We start from the raw sequence: 17,612 nt of genomic DNA on the forward strand, positions 1-17,612 counted from the left end.
CGGGAGGCCTACAGGGCCTGGCCCAGGCGCTTCACGCCCTCTTCGATCTTGGCCACGTCGGCCGTCGCAAAGCTCAGGCGCAGCGTTGCGACATCGGGCTTCTCCGCAAAGAACGGCGCTCCGGGCACGAAGGCCACGAGCTTCTCGATGGCCCGCTTGGCCAATTCGTTGGCATCGGCCAGCTTGCCGTTGGCGCCCGTGAGGCGGGCCCAGAAGAACAGGCCGCCCTGCGGCTGCGTGAAGCTCACCGCATCGCCCAGTTCGCGCTCGAGCGCCGCGCCCATGGCCTGCGCGCGCTGCCCGTAGACCTCGCGCACATGCGCCAGCGTGGCCGGCATGCGGCCGCTCTTGAGGTACTGCGCGGCCGTGGCCTGCGAGAAGGTGCTGGTGTGCGCATCGCTGAACTGCTTGCACATCGTGGCCTTGGCGAGCAGTTCGGCCGGCGCGATCATCCAGCCGATGCGCAGGCCCGGGCTCAGCACCTTGCTCAGGCTGCCGCAGTGCGCGAGCAGCTCGCGGCTGCCCGGCACGTCCTTGGCCAAAGCCAGGATCGAAGGCGGCGGCGCTTCGCCGAAGTAGAGGTCGCCGTAGGGGTCGTCCTCGACGATCAGCGTCTGGTACTTGACCGCCAGCTCGAGCACCTTCTTGCGGCGCTCCAGACTCAGCATGGCGCCGCTCGGGTTGCCGAAGGTGGGAATCAGGTAGACGAACTTGGGCTTGTGCTCGGCGATGAGCTTTTCGAGCTCGTCGGTCTTCACGCCGTTGGCGTCGATGGGCGCGCTGATGAGCTGCGCGCCGTAGAGGCGGAAGCACTGGATGGTGGCCAGGAAGGTCGGGCCCTCGACGATCACCTTGTCGCCGGGCGAGATCATGGTCTTGCCGAGCAGGTCGAGCGCCTGCTGGCTGCCGGTGGTGACGATCAGGCCGCTCGGGTCCACGTCGACGCCCTTGGTCTTCATGAAGGCAGAAAGCTGCGTGCGCAGCGGCTCGTAGCCTTCGGTGGCGCCGTACTGCAGCGCGCCGCCGGGCTCCTCGGTCAGCGCCTTCTGGCTCGCCTCCTTCAGGCCCTCCACGTCGAACATGGCGCTGTCGGGGAAGCCGCCCGCAAAGCTGATGATGCCGGGCTTGCCCAGCAGCTTGAAGAGTTCGCGGATGGCGGAGGTTTCGACGTTGTCGAGGCGGGAAGCGAATTGCATGGGAAGTCTCACTTTCTGGGTCGCTATTGTGGCGAAAGTGCGGCGGCGTGCGCCGCGGTCGGCTTTGGGCCGCGGGCGATATATTGGGCGCCTTGCCCGGAACCCCATGAAAAAAGACAACATCCCCCTCTTCTTCGCCACCCTGCAGGCGGCCAACCCCACCCCCGAAACCGAGCTCGAATACGCCACGCCATTCGAACTGCTGGCCGCCGTGCTGCTCTCGGCGCAGGCGACCGACGTGGGCGTGAACAAGGCCACGCGCAAGCTGTTTCCGGTGGCGAACACGCCGCAGGCGATCCTCAGGCTGGGCGTGGAGGGCCTGGAGGACTACATCAAGACCATCGGGCTGTACCGCAGCAAGGCCAAGCACCTGATCGAGACCTGCCGCATCCTGGTGGAAAAGCACGGCGGCGAAGTGCCCCGTACGCGCGCCGAGCTCGAGGCGCTGCCGGGCGTCGGCCGCAAGACCGCCAACGTGGTGCTCAACGTGGCGTTCGGCGAAGCGACGATCGCGGTCGACACGCACATCTTCCGCGTCAGCAACCGCACCGGGCTCGCGCCGGGCAAGACGCCGCTCGAAGTGGAGCTCAAGCTGGAGAAACGCGTGCCGTTCGAATTCCGGCTGCATGCGCACCACTGGCTCATCCTGCATGGGCGCTACATCTGCGTGGCACGCACGCCGAAGTGCTGGGAATGCGCGGTGGCACCCTTTTGCGACTACAAGCCGAAGACGCCGCGGCCCAAGTCGGCCTGAGGCCGTACTGAGCCCGGCCTGTTCCCCAGCTACAGCTCGAATGCCTCGACCTGCCGGCCGTCGATGTCGGTGAAGCCGTATTCGCGCGCCAGGTCGGCCACGCGATGCACGCCGCCGCTTTTCTCGAGCACCCGCGCATCGCCCGCGAGCGCAGCCACCGCGCGGCCGAGATAGCGCGGCGACTCGGTCCGCGCCAAGGCCGGGTGCTCGCGCCAATGCGCCTCGTCGGTCTTGTGGGCCGCCAGCACGAACTCGGTGCGCATCCAGCCCGGCGACACGGCCAGCGAAGCGACGCCGTCCGGACGAAGCTCCTGCGCCATGCCGAAGGCCAGCCGGGTCATGGCCGATTTGGCGAGGTCGTAGAACAGGTTCCCGCGCAGGTAGTTGCCGCGGTCCCAGAAGGTGGTGGTCACGATCAGCCCGCTCTTTTGCGCCACCATCAGCGGCGCGGCGAAGCGGCTGGCCAGCAGGTGATTGCGCACGCCGCGGTCGAACATCGAGTCCCAGTTGGAAAGCGGATGCTCCCAGAACGGCGCCTCGAAGACGCCGGTGAAAGTTTCGTGGCCGCCCCAGGCGTTGTTGACCAGCAGGTCCACGCGGCCTTGCTCGCGCTGCACCTGCGCAAAGAGCTGCTTCACCTCGTCTTCCTGCGTGTGGTCGCAGCGCACCGCGATGCCGCGTCCGCCCAGCCGTGTGACCTCGTCGGCGGTTTCGTCGATGCTGCCCGGCAGGGCTTCGAGCTCCGAGAGCGCGAGCAGCTGGCCATAGGTATTTGCCGGCTGCCCGCGCGTGCTTCGCCCGGTGACGTACACGGTGGCGCCCGCGGCGCCCAGTTCCAGCGCAATGCCGCGGCCGGCGCCGCGGCTCGCTCCGGTCACCACGGCCACGCGGCCCTTCAGTTGTCGCTCCCTGCATTCAGCTGGCATCGTCCTGTCCTTTCGTTGCGAGTGAGAGACGACGACGGTAAGGCCGCGTCAATCCGCCGTCTTGGAAGAACCCGAAATCGCGCGACCCAGAAACTCCGTCGGCGTGAGGCCGCAAAGCGCCTGGAACTCGTTGATGAGGTGCGATTGGTCATAGAAGCCGCCATCCAGCGCAAGGCTGGCCCAGGCGGGCTCGCGCTGCAGGCGCAAGGCGCGCACGCAGGCATGCAGCCGCGCGAGCCGGCTCCAGGCCCGCGGCGACAGGCCCACCTGCTGCCGAAAGACCTGTTGCAGCCGCCGCTCGCCAAGCCCGACGGCCTGCGCCACCTCGCGCAGCGGACGCCGTCCGCCCGACGTGGCGATGAGTTGCGCCGCGCGCATGGCCGCCACGTGGACGGCGCCGTCGCCATCGGCCAGCCGGCGCTGCAGGGCCGCGCACAGCACCGACACGCGCGACGCGTCGTCCGGCTGCAGCGCGATGCGCTCCAGCAGTTCGGCACCACGGCCGCGCCACAGTTCGTCCAGGTGCACGGCAGTGCCTGCGATCTCGCTGGCCGGCCTTCCGAGCAGCGCCGCGGCCGCGCCGGGGCGCAGGGTCACCGACAGCCCTTCCATCTTCCGGCAGAGGCGCACGAGGGCCGGCGCCGCCGACGCGCCGATGGCCTCGACCGCATGTCCGGCGCTCTCGCCCGCCGAGGGCGCATCGCCCAGGTTGAAGACCAGCCGCACCGCCCCATCGGGCAGCACGCGCTCCAGCACCTCGCGGCCCTCGGGCAGCGTTTCCCTGTAGAGAAGAATGTGCGCAACGTGCATCCGCAGCGGCTCGGCGACCGAAAAGGCGCGCAGCGTGTCCGCGGGCATGCCGGCCTCCGGCCCGTGCAAGGGGTCGTCGTCGAGGCGCAGGTACAAGCGTTCGTTCTTGGGCAGTGTCGGCATCGCGTTGGCGGACCGTGGCGCGCGGCAGCGGGTGCCGCCGTGCATCAGCTGCATTCGATCAGCTGGCACGCCCCATAGTCAATGGGCGCCGACGGCCACTGCGCGGCATCGTCGACGCGCCGCACGCCGCGATGCAGCAGCTCCACCGCCCGCATCACGCCCGCATGCGTGACCCACACCGCGTCCTGCCCCGACGCGCGCCATTCATCGAAGGCCGTGCCGATGCGCTGCATGAAGCGGGCCGTGCTTTCGCCATGCCCACCCGGGCACCCTTCGGCGAAATTGCAGGTCCACGCCTCGAACTCGGCGCGGGCAATCGACGACCAGGGCCGGCCTTCCCAGGCGCCGAAATCCATCTCGGCGAGGCGCGGATCGGCGCGCGTGGCAAGGTCCGGACGCAGCCTGCCGATGGTCTGCGCGAGTTCGGCGCAGCGCCGCAGGGGCGAGTGCGCCAGCGCCAGGTCCGCGGGCAGGCGCGAAGCCACCGCATGCGCCACCGCCAGCGTCGCCTCGGCCGGCACGCCCACATCCGTGCGGCCGTAGCAAAGGCCCGGCGCGGCGTCTGTCTGCGCATGGCGCACCAGCCACAGCTTCATGCCTGCCACGCCAGCGCCAGGTAGATGGCGAGCTCGCACAGCTGCTGCGTCGCGCCGAGCCCGTCGCCGGTGAATCCCTGCAGCCGGCGCCGGAACATGCGCGCCATGACCAGCGCCGCCAGGGCGCATGCCACCGCCATGGCGATCGTTCGTGCGGGGCCCTGCGTCGCCAGCATCAGCAGGGCAGCGGGCACCGACCAGAGCACGCCGACCAGCAAGGCACCGCCGCCGATCGCATCGGCCAAGGGCTTGGCCTTGCTCGCGCCGCTGTCGCCCACGTAGGGCAGCCAGCGGATCAGGAACAGCGGCGCCAGGCGCGACAGCACATGCGCGCCGACGATGGCACCGGCCACCGCCTGCGCGCCCTGCCCCGCCATCGACGCGAGCAGCGCGGCCTTGAGGCCGAGCGCCAGCACCAGCGCAATGGCGCCGAAGGCACCGATGCGCGAGTCCTTCATGATCTCGAGCGCGCGGCTGCGGTCGGCCGATCCGCCCAGGCCGTCGGCCACGTCGGCGAGCCCGTCTTCATGAAAGGCGCCGGTCAGCAGCACCGTTGCCGCCATGCTCAGCAGCGCCGCGGCCAGCGCGCCGGCCACGCCGGGCAAACCCTGCAGCGCGAGCACGAAAACAGCTGCGCCCACGCCACCCACGAGCCAGCCCACGCCCGGAAAATGCGCCGCGCTTGCGCGCAGCATCTGCGGGCTGAAGCCGATCCATTCGGCGAGCCGGCCGGTCACCGGTACGCGCGTGAAGAACTGCAGCGCCAGCAGGTAGTGGCGGACACCGTTCATGGGTTCAACTGTCCTTGCGCGACACGCCGGCGGCTTCGAAGCTGGCCATCTCGCGCAGGATGCGGCAAGCCGATTCGAGCAGCGGCCAGGCCAGCGCACCGCCCGAGCCTTCGCCAAGGCGCAGGTCCAGGTTCAGCAAGGGCTCCAGGCCGAGGTGCTTCAGCAGCAGCGCATGCCCGGGTTCCGCCGAGCTGTGCGCGGCCACGCAGCGCTGCGCCACATGCGGCTGCAGCGCCTGCGCCACCAGCACCGCGGCGCTCGCGATGAAGCCATCGATCACGATCACGCGCCGCTCCTGCGCCGCCTGCAGCACCGCGCCGACCAGCGTGGCAATCTCGAAGCCGCCGAACGCCGCGAGTGCATCGAGCGGCTCGCTCGCAGCCGCATGCAGCGCCAGCACGTCGCGCAGCACCTCCCGCTTGCGCGCGAGCCCCGCGGCGTCGAGGCCGGTGCCGGAGCCGGTGCAGCCATCGATGTCCAGCCCCGCGAGGCGCGCCAGCAGCAGCGCTGCGGCCGAGCTGTTGCCGATGCCCATTTCGCCGAGCAGCAAGGCATTGCCCGGCAGCGCGCGCACCACCTCGCGCCCGTTGGCGATGGCTTGCGCGCATTGCTCCGCGGTCATGGCGGGCCCGGCCGACGCATCGGCGGTACCGGCGGCGATCCGGCGCGAGACCAGCCCGGGGCGGGCCTGGAAGTCGCGCCGCACGCCGCAGTCGACCACGGTGAGCGCGAGGCCGTGCTGGCGCGCCAGCACGCTGACGGCCGCGCCGCCGGCCAGGAAGTTCTCGACCATTTGCCAGGTCACGTCGCTCGGAAAGGCCGAGACGCCGCGCGCCGCCAGGCCATGGTCGGCCGCGCACACCAGCATCTGCGGTGCTTCGAGCACCGGCGTTTCACTGCCCAGGACGAGGCCGATCCGCAAGGCCAGGCTCTCGAGCCGGCCGAGCGCGCCGAGCGGCTTGGTCTTGTTGTCGAGCGCGCTTTGCAGGCGCGCCGCAAGAGCGCCGTCATGAATGTCGGAGATGGAAGGAATGGTCTGGTTGCTGTCGGTCATGCGATCAGGCCCTGCAGTACGCCGGCCTCGAAGTGGTTGTCGATGAAATCGGCCAGGCCGTCGAAGGTGGCGTCGAGCGTGGGTGCCGCGGCACCGAAGAGTGCGTGGAGCGCGGCCGCGTCCTCGAACAGGCCGTGCAGATAGAGGCCCAGCACGTTGCCGCGCGCGTTCTGCCAGGCCAGGCCCTCGGGCATCACGGCATGGCCGTCCTGCGCCATCTGGGGGTGGATGGCGGTTTGGCCGTGATGGATTTCGTAGCCCGCCACCGGCACGTTCGAGAGCGACGCCCATGCGCCGCCCAGTTGGCCGAAGACGGCCGCCCGGTGGCGCACGGTCTTTTCGCGCTCGAACACCGTCACCAGCGGCAGCAGGCCCAGGCCGGGCGCATTGCCGTCGATGCCGTGCGGATCGACCAGCGCCTCGCCCAGCATCTGCAGGCCGCCGCAGACGCCCAGCACGGCGCCGCCGCGGGCCGCGTGCGCCGCGATGGCGCGGTCCAGCCCCTGCGCGCGCAGCCACGCGAGATCGCCGCTGGTGTGCTTGGAGCCGGGCAGCACGATCCAGTCGGCGCCGGCCAGCTCCGCCGGCGTGCGCGCCCAGGCCAGGCGGACGCCGGGCACGTTCTTGAGCGGCTGGAATTCGTCGAGGTTGCTGATGCGCGGGTAGGCCACGACCGCAACGGTGCGGGTCACCGCACCGCTCGCATGGCTTCGGTCATCGAACACGCCGTCTTCTTCCGGCAGGCCGTGCTCCCGCCACATCGGCAGCGTGGCGACGGTGGCGATGCCGGTCAGCGCCTGCAGCTGCTGCGGCGCCGGCGCCAGGAGCGAAGCATCTCCGCGGAACTTGTTGAGCACGAAGCCGCGCAGCAGCGCGCGGTCGCTTTCGGGCATCAATGCCCAGGTGCCGTACAGATGCGCGAAGGCGCCACCACGGTCGATGTCGGTCACCAGCAGGCAGCGCGCATCCGCATGGCGGGCCACGCGCAGGTTGACGATGTCGCTGGCCATCAGGTTGATCTCGGCCGGCGAGCCGGCGCCTTCGATCACGACCACGTCGTTCTCGGCACGCAGCGCGTCGAGCGCCTGCGCGATCTGCGGCCACACGCGCTCGCTGCGTCCGCGCCAGGGCATGGCCGTGAGCTCCGCGCTCACCTGCCCCATCAGCACCACCTGGCTGTGGGTGTCGCGCTCGGGCTTGAGCAGCAGCGGGTTCATGCGCACGTCGGGCACGGCACGCGCGGCCAGTGCCTGGAAATACTGCGCGCTGCCGATCTCGCCGCCGCCCACCACGCGGGCGTTGTTGCTCATGTTCTGCGCCTTGAAGGGCGCCACCTTGAGGCCCTGGCGCGCGTACCAGCGGCACAGCGCGGCGGTCAGCCAGCTCTTGCCGGCGCCACTGGTCGTGCCGAGAACCATCACGCATCGGGTTGTCATGCGGCTATTGTCCGTTGTCGCCGCAGCCCTCTTGCGGCAGCCGCGAAGAGGCAAAGAAAAAGGGGCTTGCGCCCCTTGGTTTTTCTTTCAGCGCGCCGCGGTCTGTACCGCGGCTGCCCCGTCCTGGGGCGGCGCCTTTGCGGTGGCCGCCGGCACCTCCCAGCCGCCGCCGATGGCGCGGATCAGCCCCACGGCCGCCTGGTACTGCGCCGACTTCACCTGCAGCGCCTGGCGCCGGTTGCGCAATTCGCTGCGGCGGGCGTCGAGCAGGTCGAGCTGGCTGATGTAGCCGTTGCGGTAGCGCGTGTCCGACAGGCTGGTCGCGCGCTGCGCCGAGGTGACGGCCTGCGCCTGCACCGCCGACTGCTCCTGCAGGATGCGGATCGCGGACAGCTGGTCTTCGACCTCCTGGAACGCCACCAGCACCTGGTTGCGGTAGTTCGCGAGCGCGCCGTCGAGCTGGGCATTGGCACCCTGCACGCCGGCTTCGCGGCGGCCGCCGTCGAAGATCGGCAGCGAGAGCAGCGCACCCACGCCCCACGAGCGGGCCGACCACTTGAACAGGTCGCCGATCTCGGGCGATGCATAGCCGGCCGCGCCGGTCAGCGAGATGTCCGGGAACCACGCCGCCTGCGCCACGCCCACGCGGGCCTGCGCCGCGAGCACCGCGTTCTGCGCGGCCGAGACGTCGGGGCGGCGCGTGAGCACCGTGGCCGGCACGCCGGGCGGCACGGACGGCAGCGCGGTGGCCCAGTCGTCGGTGCGCAGGCCGAAGCTCGAGGCCGAGTCGCCCACCAGCACCGCGAGCGCATGCTCGACCTGGGCGCGCTGCCGGTCGAGCGCGAGCGCGTCCGACTCGGTGGACGAGACCTCGGTCTGCACGCGCGCCACGTCGAGCTCGGCGATGTCGCCGGCCTGCTGGCGGCGCTGCGAGAGGCGCAGCGTGTCGCGGTAGGCCTCGACCTGCTCGCGCACCAGCGCGCGCTCGGCGTCGAGCGCACGCAGCTGCAGGTAGGTCTGGGCCACTTCGGCCTGCACCGCGAGGCGCGTGCTCTGCAGCAGGGCCTCGCGGCTCTGCGCATCGAGCTTGGCCGCATTGCTCGCGCCCGAGAGGCGGCCGAACAGGTCGACCTCGTACGAGAAGGTGGCGCCGATGTTGGTCATGGTGGCCGGCCGGGTGCTGGCCGTGGCCTTGTCGAGGCCGGCGCCGCGGTTGGCGCCCGCGCCCAGGCCGATCTGCGGCATGCGGTCGGCATTGGCGCTGCGCGCCAGCGCGCGGGCCTCGGCCAGCCGCGCCGCCGCGGCCTGGATGTTGTTGTTGCTGACGTCGGCCTTCTCGACCAGCGCATTGAGCACCGGGTCGTTGAACGCCAGCCACCAGGCGCCGCGCGCCTGCGCTTCGGAGGGCACGGCACGCGTCCAGCCCGCGGGCGGGGCGGCGCCCTGCTCCTTGAACTCGGCAGTGGTCTGGATCTCGGGCACGCCCGAGGGCACGCTCGCGCAGCCGGCCAGCGCCAGGGCTGCGACCAGCGGCAGCAAGGCAGTGCGGGCCCAGGGTTGAAATGCGAATTTCATGATGATGAACTTTCTTCTTGATCGACCAGGCGATCAGTCATGCGAAGGACGCGGCGAGGCCGGCACCGGGTGCAGCCCGCCGCCGCCCGAACCACCGTGCGACGAGGGTGCCGCAGCGACCGGATGGCCCGCCGAGACAAACTCCTCGCCATGCGGCACTTCGCCATGCAGCTTGAGCGCGCGGTTGCCCGCCAGGCGGCGCAGCAGCACATAGAACACCGGCGTCAGGAACAGGCCGAAGGCCGTCACGCCGATCATCCCGGCGAACACCGCCACGCCCATGGCCTTGCGCATCTCCGAGCCCGCGCCGGTCGACAGCACGAGGGGCAGCACACCCATCACGAAGGCCAGCGAGGTCATGAGGATCGGGCGCAGGCGCAGGCGGCTGGCTTCGATCGCCGCTTGTATGGGCGTTCTGCCGGCAAACTCGAGCTCGCGCGCAAACTCCACGATCAAAATCGCGTTCTTCGCACTCAGCCCCACCAGCACGATCAAGCCGATCTGCGTGAAGACGTTGTTGTCACCCCCCGATATCCATACGCCGGTCATCGCGGCCAGGATGCCCATGGGCACGATCAGGATGATGGCGATCGGCAGCGTCAGGCTCTCGTACTGCGCGGCCAGCACCAGGAACACCAGCAGGATGGCCAGCGGGAACACCAGGAAGGCGGAGTTGCCGGCCAGGATTTCCTGGTAGGTCAGCTCGGTCCACTCGAAGCTCACGCCCTTGGGCAGCGTCTCGGCCGCGATCTTGGTGATCGCGTCCTGCGCCTGGCCCGACGAATAGCCGGGGGCCGGGCCGCCGTTGATGTCGGCCGCCAGGTAGCCGTTGTAGCGCATGGCGCGTTCCGGCCCGAAGGTCGAATTGACCTTCATCAGCGCCGACAGCGGCACCATCTCGCCCGTGGTCGAGCGCACCTTCAGCATGCCCACGTCTTCGGCGCGGGCGCGGTACGGCGCATCGGCCTGCACGCGCACGCTGTAGGTGCGGCCGAACTTGTTGAAGTCGTTCGCATACAGGCTGCCGAGGTAGATCTGCATGGTGTCGAAGATGTCCGTCACCGGCACGCCGAGCTGGCGCGCCTTGGTGCGGTCGATGTCCGCATACAGCTGCGGCACGTTGACCTGCCAGCTCGTGAACATGCCCGTGAGCTCCGGCGCGGCATAGGCCTTGGCCATGAAGGCCTTCACCGCCGCGTCCATCTGGTCGTAGCCGACCGAGGCGCGGTCTTCGATCTGCAGCTTGAAGCCGCCCGTGGTGCCCAGGCCCGCCACCGGCGGCGGCGGGAACATCACGATGAAGGCGTCCTGGATGCTGGCGAAGGCGCCGTTGAGCTGCCCGGCCACCGCACCGCCGCTCTGGTCGGCGCGCTTGCGCTGGTCGAAGGGCTTGAGCGTGGCAAACACGATGCCCGAGTTCGAGCTGTTGGTGAAGCCGTTGATCGACAGGCCCGGGAAGGCGATGGCGTCTTCCACGTTCGGGTTCTTCTTCATGATCTCGCCCATGCGCTGGATCACTTCGTCGGTGCGGTCGAGCGTGGCGCCGTCGGGCAGTTGGGCAAAGCCGATCAGGTACTGCTTGTCCTGCGCCGGCACGAAGCCGCTGGGCACGGCCTTGAACAGGCCGAAGGTCACGCCGATCAGCGCGAGGTAGATCACCAGCATCAGCGTCTTGCGCGAGATCACGCCCTTGACGCCGCCGCTGTAGGCTTCCGCGCCACGGCTGAAGAGCTTGTTGAAGCCGCGGAACAGCCAGCCGAAGGCCTTGTCCATGCCGCGCGTCAATGCGTCCTTGGGCTGGTCATGGCCGCGCAGCAGCAAGGCGGCGAGCGCGGGCGACAGCGTGAGCGAGTTGATCGCCGAGATCACCGTCGAGATCGCAATCGTCACCGCGAACTGGCGGTAGAACTGCCCCGTGAGGCCGCTGATGAAGGCCAGCGGCACGAACACGGCCACCAGCACCAGCGCGATAGCGATGATGGGGCCGGACACTTCGCGCATCGCACGGTAGGTGGCTTCACGCGGCGTGAGCCCCGCCTCGATGTTGCGCTCGACGTTCTCCACCACCACGATGGCGTCGTCCACCACGATGCCGATCGCCAGCACCAGCCCGAACAGGCTCAGCGCATTGATCGAGAAGCCCAGGACATGCAGCACCGCGAAGGTGCCGATCACCGACACCGGCACGGCCAAAAGCGGAATGATCGACGCGCGCCAGGTCTGCAGGAACAGGATCACGACCAGCACCACCAGCAGGATGGCTTCGAGCAGCGTGTGGATCACCGATTCGATCGATGCGCGCACGAACTGCGTCGGGTCGTAGGCGATGCGGTACTCCAGCCCTTCGGGCATGTTCTTGTTGAGCTCGGCCATCGTCTTGCGCACGTTCGACGAAATATCGAGCGCGTTGGAGCCCGGTGCCTGGAACACGCCCATGCCGACGGCCGGGTCGTTGTTCAGGAGCGAACGCAGCGAGTAGTCGGCGGCGCCCATCTCGAGGCGGCCGATGTCGCGCAGGCGCGTCACGGCGCCGTCGGTGCCGCTCTTGACGATGATGTCGCCAAACTCTTCCTCGCTCTGCAGGCGCCCTTGCGCATTGATCGAGAGCTGCATGTCCACGCCCGACAGGCCCGGCGAAGCGCCGACCACGCCGGCCGCGGCCTGCACGTTCTGGCCGCGGATGGCAGCCACCACGTCGCTCGCCGAGAGGCCGCGCTGCGCGACCTTCTGCGGGTCGAGCCAGACGCGCATCGAGTAGTCGCCGCCGCCGAAGATCTGCACCTGGCCCACGCCTTCGATGCGCGCGAGCGGGTCTTTCACGTTCAACACAGCGTAGTTGCGCAGGTAGTTGATGTCGTAGCGGTTGTTCGGCGAGACGAGGTGGACCACCATCGTCAGGTCGGGCGCGCTCTTGACGGTCGTGATGCCGAGGCGGCGCACTTCCTCCGGCAGGCGCGGCTCGGCTTGCGAGACGCGGTTCTGCACCAGCTGCTGCGCCTTGTCCGGGTCGGTACCGAGGCGGAAGGTGACGGTGAGCGTCAGCACGCCGTCGGTGGTGGCCTGGCTGCCCATGTAGAGCATGCCCTCGACGCCGTTGATCTGCTCTTCGAGCGGCGTGGCCACGGTTTCGGCGATCACCTTCGGGTTGGCGCCCGGGTACTGGGCGCGCACCACCACCGAGGGCGGCGCAACTTCCGGGTACTCCGAGATCGGCAGCCCGCGCAGCGCGATCAGGCCGGCTATCAGGATCAATAGCGACAGCACGCCGGCAAAGATCGGCCGGTCGATGAAGAATTTAGAGAGATTCATGTTGTTTCTCCGGCGAGCGCAAATGCGCTCCCCACCGAGTTCAGGACTTCGCGGCTTCCGCGACGCGTTCCGGTTGTTGTTGCTTGGTGTCGGCCTTGGCGTCCATCGTCACGGTCTGCGGCACCACCAGCGCACCGGGGCGGATGTGCTGCAGGCCGTTGACCACCACGCGGTCGCCGGCCTTCAGGCCCTTGCTCACCACGCGCAGCCCGTTGATCGATGCGCCGAGCGTGACTTCGCGGTACGTGGCCTTGTTGTCCTCGCCCACCACCATCACGAACTTCTTGTTCTGGTCGGTGCCGATGGCGCGCTCGCTCACCAGCAGGGCCGAGTCGCTGCGCGCCTGGCCCATGCGGATGCGGGCGAACTGGCCCGGAATGAGGGCGCCGTCCTTGTTGTCGAACGAGGCCCGCACACGCACTGTGCCGCTGCGCGCATCGACCTGGTTGTCGATCAGCTGCAGCTTGCCGGTGAAGGGCGTGCCTTCGAGGCCGGCGGTGCCCATCTGCACGGGAATGCTCTCGATCTGGCCGCGGGCGCTGGCGCCGCTCGGCAGGTCCTTCAGGGCCCGCGTGATCACCTGCTCGTCGGCATCGAAGCTCGCGTAGATCGGGCTCACCGACACCAGCGTGGTCAGCACCGGCGCGCCGGGGCCGGCGGCCACCAGGTTGCCCATCGTCACTTCGAGCTTGCCGATGCGGCCCGCCACCGGCGCCCGCACCTGGGTGTAGCCCAGGTTCAGCCGCGCCGACTGCAGCGACGCTTGCGCGGCGCGCAGGTTGGCTTCGGCTTCACGGGCGGCGTTCACGCGCTCGTCGTATTCGCGCTGGGCGATGGCCTGCTGGTCCCACAGGCGCTTGGCGCGCTCCTGCTCGCTGCGGCTGAAGGCCTGGCGGGCCTGGGCCGAGGCCACCTGCGCTTCGGCGCGCTCCACCTCGGCCGCGTACGGCGCGGGGTCGATGGTGATCAGCAGGTCGCCCTGCTTCACCAGCGCGCCTTCGCGGAAGTGCACCGACTGCACGGCTCCCGCCACGCGGGAGCGCACGTCGACGCGCTGCACCGCCTCGAGCCGGCCCGAGAACTCGTCCCAGGCATTGATCTCGCTCGAAGCCACGGTGGCCACCGAGACCGGCGTGCCCTGCTGCGCCGCGGCCGGTGCCGTGGCCTCCGCCTTGAAGCTGTGCATGCCGAGCACCGCGGCGGCCACCGCCAGCAGTGCGGTGAGGCCGGTCACTGCGGGCCACAGGCCCTTGCGGGCGGCGGAAGAAAGGTTTTGCTTGTTGTTCGACATGATGGTTCGTCCTTCTCGATGACTTCTTGGGATGCAACAGGCCATCCCGGCGCTTTTGGCGCCAGGAGGCGGAACTCGAAAATGACCGGGGTTACCGGTGGGCCGAGGGGCGGCGTCGCGTCGTCAGCAGAGGGCTGCCGCGACCGGCCCGCCTAGCTGGGCTTGGGTGCTACCGGGGGCGGCGTGGTGGCACTGAAAAATTCGCGGAAGTGCTGCTGCACGCTGGCTTCGCAGGCCTTGCAGCCCGAGGGCTCGGGGTCGTACAGCGCCCTGGGCCAGTTGGCGGCGCCGGGCAGCACGCTGCTGGTGACGTCGATGCCGGCCGCGCGCAGGCGCCCGGCAAAGGTCATTGCCTCGTCGCGCATGGCGTCGTCGGGGCCCACCAGCACCAGGGCCGGCGCCAGGGACGACAGCCGCAGCGACCCGCTCGGCACCGCATACGGGTGCATCGCGTTCGACGGGCAGCTCAGGTACTTTTCCCAGCCCGTGGCCCAGCGGCATTCGGCCGAGTCGTTGGTGGCCTTGCGCAGCGACGCGGTGCCCGCGCACGGGTCGAGCATGGGCGACAGCAGGATCTGCCCGGCCAGCGGCGGATGCGCCCGGTCGCGGGCGATCAGCGCCACCCCGGCGGCCAGGTTGCCGCCGGCCTCTTCGCCGGCCAGGTACACCTGGGCGCCCTTGCCGCCGAGCTTCACGCGCTGCTTGTAGAGCCATTCGAGCGCGGCATAGCCCACTTCGATGGGCTCGGGGAAAGGCGACTCGGGCGCCAGCGGATAGTCCACCGACACCACCACCGCGCCCGCGCCGGCCAGCAGCCGGGCCACGTTGCGCCCGTTGTCCAGGTTGCCGCAGATGAAGGTGCCGCCATGGAAGTGCAGCACCAGCGGCACCGTCTCGCCGCGCGGGCGCTGTCCGTAGACCCGGGCGCCCACGGGCTCGCGGCCGGGCAGCTCGATCGACAGATCGGCTTCCACGCCTTGCGCCGCGGCGAGAGCAGCGGCTTCGGCAGAGCGGGACGATGGGCGCGGTGACATGGGGGCAACCTCAGGAGGATTGGCGATAGTCGAAATATAAGGCGGCCAGTGTGGCGTTAAACAGGCAAGCTGCCCCTACTCTGTTTCCAAACAGCTAACAATCCAGGAAACGCCGGGGATTGTCACCTTGTGTGAGAATCCGCGTCCTCCCGGCAATGGCCGGGCTCCCAGGAACAGTCATCAATGGATCAAATCCAGGCAATGCGGATCTTTGTCCGCGTGGTGGAAGCGGGCACGTTCACCCGGGCGGCGGACTCGCTCGCCCTGCCCAAGGGGACGGTCACCAAGCAGATCCAGGCGCTGGAATCGCGCCTGCGGGTGAAGCTGCTCAACCGCACCACGCGGCGAGTGACCGTGACGCCGGACGGCGCGGCCTACTACGAACGCGCCGCGCGCCTCTTGAACGACTTCGACGACATCGAAGCCAGCATGACCAATGCGCAGGCCAACCCGACGGGGCGGCTGCGCATCGACGTCGGCACCTCGGTGGCGCGGCAGATCATCCTGCCCGCGCTGGCCACCTTCTGCGACCGCTACCCCGAGATCCAGGTCGACCTGGGCGTGAGCGACCGCACGGTCGACCTCATCAGCGACAACGTCGACTGCGTGATCCGCGCCGGCGAACTGAGCGACCAGTCGCTGGTGGCCCGGCGCATCGGCACGCTGCACTTCGTGACCGTGGCATCGCCCGCCTACGTCAAGCGCTACGGCATTCCGCAGCATCCGAACGACATCGAGAAGCGCCACCACGTGGTGAGCTATTTTTCGGGCACCACGCGGCGCATCTATCCGCACGAGTTCAGGAAGGGCGACGAATACATCGAGCTCAACGGGCCCTACCGCGTGTCGGTCAACGAGAGCAACGCCCACATGGCGGCGGTGCTCGGCGGCTTCGGTATTTCGCAGTGCATCACCTTCATGGCCGAGCCGCTGCTCGCAAGCGGCGAGCTGATCGAGGTGCTGCCCGACTGGCAGCGCGAGCCGCTTCCGATCCACGTGGTCTATCCGCCCAACCGCCACCTGAGCGCGAAGGTGCGGGCCTTCGTGGACTGGGCGGCGGAGCTGTTCGCGAAGAACCCGCGGCTGCAGCGGCGCTGAACTGCGCCTGACGCGCCTCAACCGGCCGGAGCGAACACCGGCTCGCAGCGCACCTCGGTCTTCACCGAGTTGGCGATGAAGCACTCTTCGTGCGCGCGGTGGTGCATGTGCTCGACCTGCTCGCGCGTGGGCAGGTTCTCGCCCGAGAACGTGACCTCGGGACGCAGCGTGACCACGTTCATCGCGAGCTTGCCCTCGGCGTTCTTTTCCATGACGCCGCTCGCCGCATCGAAGTAGCGGTCGACAATGAACTTGCGCTTCACCGCCATGGTGAGGAACCACAGCATGTGGCAGCTCGAGAGCGACGCGACAAAGGCCTCTTCAGGATCGACCGCCGCCGCACCGGAAAACGGCAGCGGCACCACGTGCGGCGACGAGGAGCCCGGCACTTCCGCGCCGCCATCGAAGCGCAGCGAATGCCTTCTGCTGTAGCTGTTGCCGAGGAAGTCCTGCTCGCCTCGCTGCCAGAGGATTCCTGCGGTGTACTGGGCCATGCCTTGCTCTCCAGAGCCAAAAGAGGAGGCGCCATTCTGCGTCAGAAGAAGCCGGCGAGCCTGATCAAAAGCGGCACCAGCAGCGCCGTCGCGATGCCATTCAGCCCCAGCGCCAGCGCGGAGAAGGCGCCTGCCGTTTCGTTCACCTGGATGGCCCGCGCGGTGCCGATGCCGTGCGCCGCCATGCCCACGGCAAAGCCGCGCACCGCGGGCTCCTTGATGCGCAGCAGGTTCAGGAGACCCGTGGCCATGATCGCGCCCGAGATGCCCGCCACGGCGGCCGCCACCGCGGCCAGCGACGGCAGCCCGCCGATCTTCTCGGCCACGCCCATCGCGATCGGCATGGTGGCCGACTTGGGCGCGAGCGACATCAGCAGCTCGTGCGATCCGCCCAGCGCCCAGGCAATGCCGATGGCCGACACGATGGCCGCCGCCGAGCCCACCAGCAGCGCCACGCCGATCGGCAGCCAGAGGCGCCGCAGCCGACCGAGCTGGCCATACAGCGGCACGGCCAGTGCCACGGTGGCCGGCCCGATCAGGAAGTGCACGAACTTGGCGCCTTCGAAATATGTGTCGTAGGGCGTGCGCGTGGCGAGCAGCACGCCCACGATGACAACCACCGACACCAGCACCGGATTGACCGCCGGGTTGGCGCCGCTGCGCCGGTGCAGCCACAGCGCGCCCAGGTAGGCCAGCAGCGTGAGCGACAGCCACAGCAGCGGCGACTGCGCCAGGAAGACCCAGATCTCGGACAGCTTGGCGGGCGGGGTCATTCGGCATCCTTGCCGGTGATGCGGATCATCCAGCGCAAGGTGAGCGCGGTCACGGCCATGGTGAAGGCCGCGCCCACGATGCCCGCCGCAAGGAACGGAAGCCATTCGCGCCCCACCCGTTCGAAATGCAGCATGACGCCGGTCACCGCGGGAATGAACAGCAGCATGAGGTTGCGCAGCAGATGGCCCGAGGTCTCGTTCAGCGCCTCGGGCACGCCGCCGCGCACGAGCAGCACGATGAACAGCAGCAGCATGCCGATCAGCGGGCCGGGAATCGGCAAGCCCAGCCACTGCACGAGCAGTTCGCCGGCCAGTTGGCAAAGAAAGAGCGTGGTGATGGCGTAGAGCATGC

16 protein-coding genes are annotated in these 17,612 nt (G+C 69.4%); 2 read left to right on the plus strand and 14 right to left on the minus strand.

Annotated elements, in window-relative coordinates:
* Nucleotides 1-8: 8 nt before the first annotated feature.
* Nucleotides 9-1,196: an aminotransferase-like domain-containing protein gene (locus tag AC1DMS_RS29780; RefSeq protein WP_012747681.1), complete on the minus strand. Its 1,188-nt coding sequence runs from the start codon at nt 1,194-1,196 to the stop codon at nt 9-11.
* Nucleotides 1,197-1,302: 106 nt separating this feature from the next.
* On the opposite strand from AC1DMS_RS29780, the gene nth reads away from it, so the two are divergent.
* The gene (nth, locus tag AC1DMS_RS29785) at nt 1,303-1,950 is read left to right on the plus strand and encodes an endonuclease III (protein ID WP_012747680.1); all 648 of its coding nucleotides are present in this window, start codon (nt 1,303-1,305) and stop codon (nt 1,948-1,950) included.
* A gap of 29 nt (nt 1,951-1,979) precedes the next feature.
* Here the strand turns inward: nth and AC1DMS_RS29790 are convergent, their stop codons facing one another.
* From AC1DMS_RS29790 to AC1DMS_RS29835, 10 genes are all read right to left on the minus strand, one after another.
* Nucleotides 1,980-2,876 carry an SDR family NAD(P)-dependent oxidoreductase gene (locus AC1DMS_RS29790; protein WP_012747679.1) on the minus strand — a complete coding sequence of 299 codons (897 nt, stop codon included), beginning with the start codon at nt 2,874-2,876 and terminating at the stop codon, nt 1,980-1,982.
* Between the two features lie 48 nt (nt 2,877-2,924).
* Nucleotides 2,925-3,809 (minus strand): helix-turn-helix domain-containing protein, encoded by an 885-nt coding sequence (locus AC1DMS_RS29795; protein WP_307595357.1) that lies wholly within the window; start codon nt 3,807-3,809, stop codon nt 2,925-2,927.
* Nucleotides 3,810-3,853: 44 nt separating this feature from the next.
* Entirely contained in the window at nt 3,854-4,405 is a 552-nt protein-coding gene (locus AC1DMS_RS29800; protein ID WP_012747677.1) for a histidine phosphatase family protein, read from the minus strand.
* A complete protein-coding gene (locus tag AC1DMS_RS29805) occupies nt 4,402-5,196 on the minus strand; it encodes an adenosylcobinamide-GDP ribazoletransferase (protein ID WP_012747676.1) in 795 nt (264 codons plus the stop codon). The genes AC1DMS_RS29800 and AC1DMS_RS29805 overlap by 4 nt, the downstream gene beginning before the upstream one ends.
* A 4-nt stretch (nt 5,197-5,200) precedes the next feature.
* Entirely contained in the window at nt 5,201-6,250 is a 1,050-nt protein-coding gene (gene cobT / locus AC1DMS_RS29810; protein ID WP_369664462.1) for a nicotinate-nucleotide--dimethylbenzimidazole phosphoribosyltransferase, read from the minus strand.
* Nucleotides 6,247-7,686 carry a cobyric acid synthase gene (locus tag AC1DMS_RS29815; protein ID WP_012747674.1) on the minus strand — a complete coding sequence of 480 codons (1,440 nt, stop codon included), beginning with the start codon at nt 7,684-7,686 and terminating at the stop codon, nt 6,247-6,249. The genes cobT and AC1DMS_RS29815 overlap by 4 nt, the downstream gene beginning before the upstream one ends.
* A gap of 87 nt (nt 7,687-7,773) precedes the next feature.
* Nucleotides 7,774-9,261, minus strand: coding sequence for an efflux transporter outer membrane subunit (locus AC1DMS_RS29820; protein ID WP_012747673.1), 1,488 nt, complete (start codon nt 9,259-9,261; stop codon nt 7,774-7,776).
* Between the two features lie 33 nt (nt 9,262-9,294).
* Nucleotides 9,295-12,570, minus strand: coding sequence for an efflux RND transporter permease subunit (locus AC1DMS_RS29825; protein ID WP_012747672.1), 3,276 nt, complete (start codon nt 12,568-12,570; stop codon nt 9,295-9,297).
* Between the two features lie 40 nt (nt 12,571-12,610).
* Nucleotides 12,611-13,861 (minus strand): efflux RND transporter periplasmic adaptor subunit, encoded by a 1,251-nt coding sequence (locus AC1DMS_RS29830; RefSeq protein WP_012747671.1) that lies wholly within the window; start codon nt 13,859-13,861, stop codon nt 12,611-12,613.
* A gap of 152 nt (nt 13,862-14,013) precedes the next feature.
* Nucleotides 14,014-14,895, minus strand: a complete 882-nt coding sequence (locus AC1DMS_RS29835; protein ID WP_012747670.1) for an alpha/beta hydrolase — start codon at nt 14,893-14,895, stop codon at nt 14,014-14,016.
* A 183-nt stretch (nt 14,896-15,078) separates the two neighbouring features.
* Between AC1DMS_RS29835 and AC1DMS_RS29840 the strand changes: the two genes are divergently transcribed.
* Nucleotides 15,079-15,993 (plus strand): LysR family transcriptional regulator, encoded by a 915-nt coding sequence (locus tag AC1DMS_RS29840; RefSeq protein WP_012747669.1) that lies wholly within the window; start codon nt 15,079-15,081, stop codon nt 15,991-15,993.
* Between the two features lie 17 nt (nt 15,994-16,010).
* Here AC1DMS_RS29840 and AC1DMS_RS29845 read toward each other — a convergent pair whose 3' ends face one another.
* From AC1DMS_RS29845 to AC1DMS_RS29855, 3 genes are read right to left on the minus strand one after another with little or no spacing between them, the layout of a single operon-like run.
* Entirely contained in the window at nt 16,011-16,487 is a 477-nt protein-coding gene (locus AC1DMS_RS29845) for an OsmC family protein (RefSeq protein WP_012747668.1), read from the minus strand.
* 41 nt (nt 16,488-16,528) lie between these two features.
* Entirely contained in the window at nt 16,529-17,260 is a 732-nt protein-coding gene (locus AC1DMS_RS29850) for an LrgB family protein (protein ID WP_012747667.1), read from the minus strand.
* Complete coding sequence (locus tag AC1DMS_RS29855) at nt 17,257-17,610, minus strand: CidA/LrgA family protein (protein ID WP_012747666.1); 354 nt, start codon at nt 17,608-17,610, stop codon at nt 17,257-17,259. Before AC1DMS_RS29855 ends, AC1DMS_RS29850 begins: the two co-directional genes overlap by 4 nt.
* Between the last annotated feature and the right edge of the window lie 2 nt (nt 17,611-17,612).

It is taken from the genome of Variovorax sp. 05T418 (assembly GCF_056396385.1).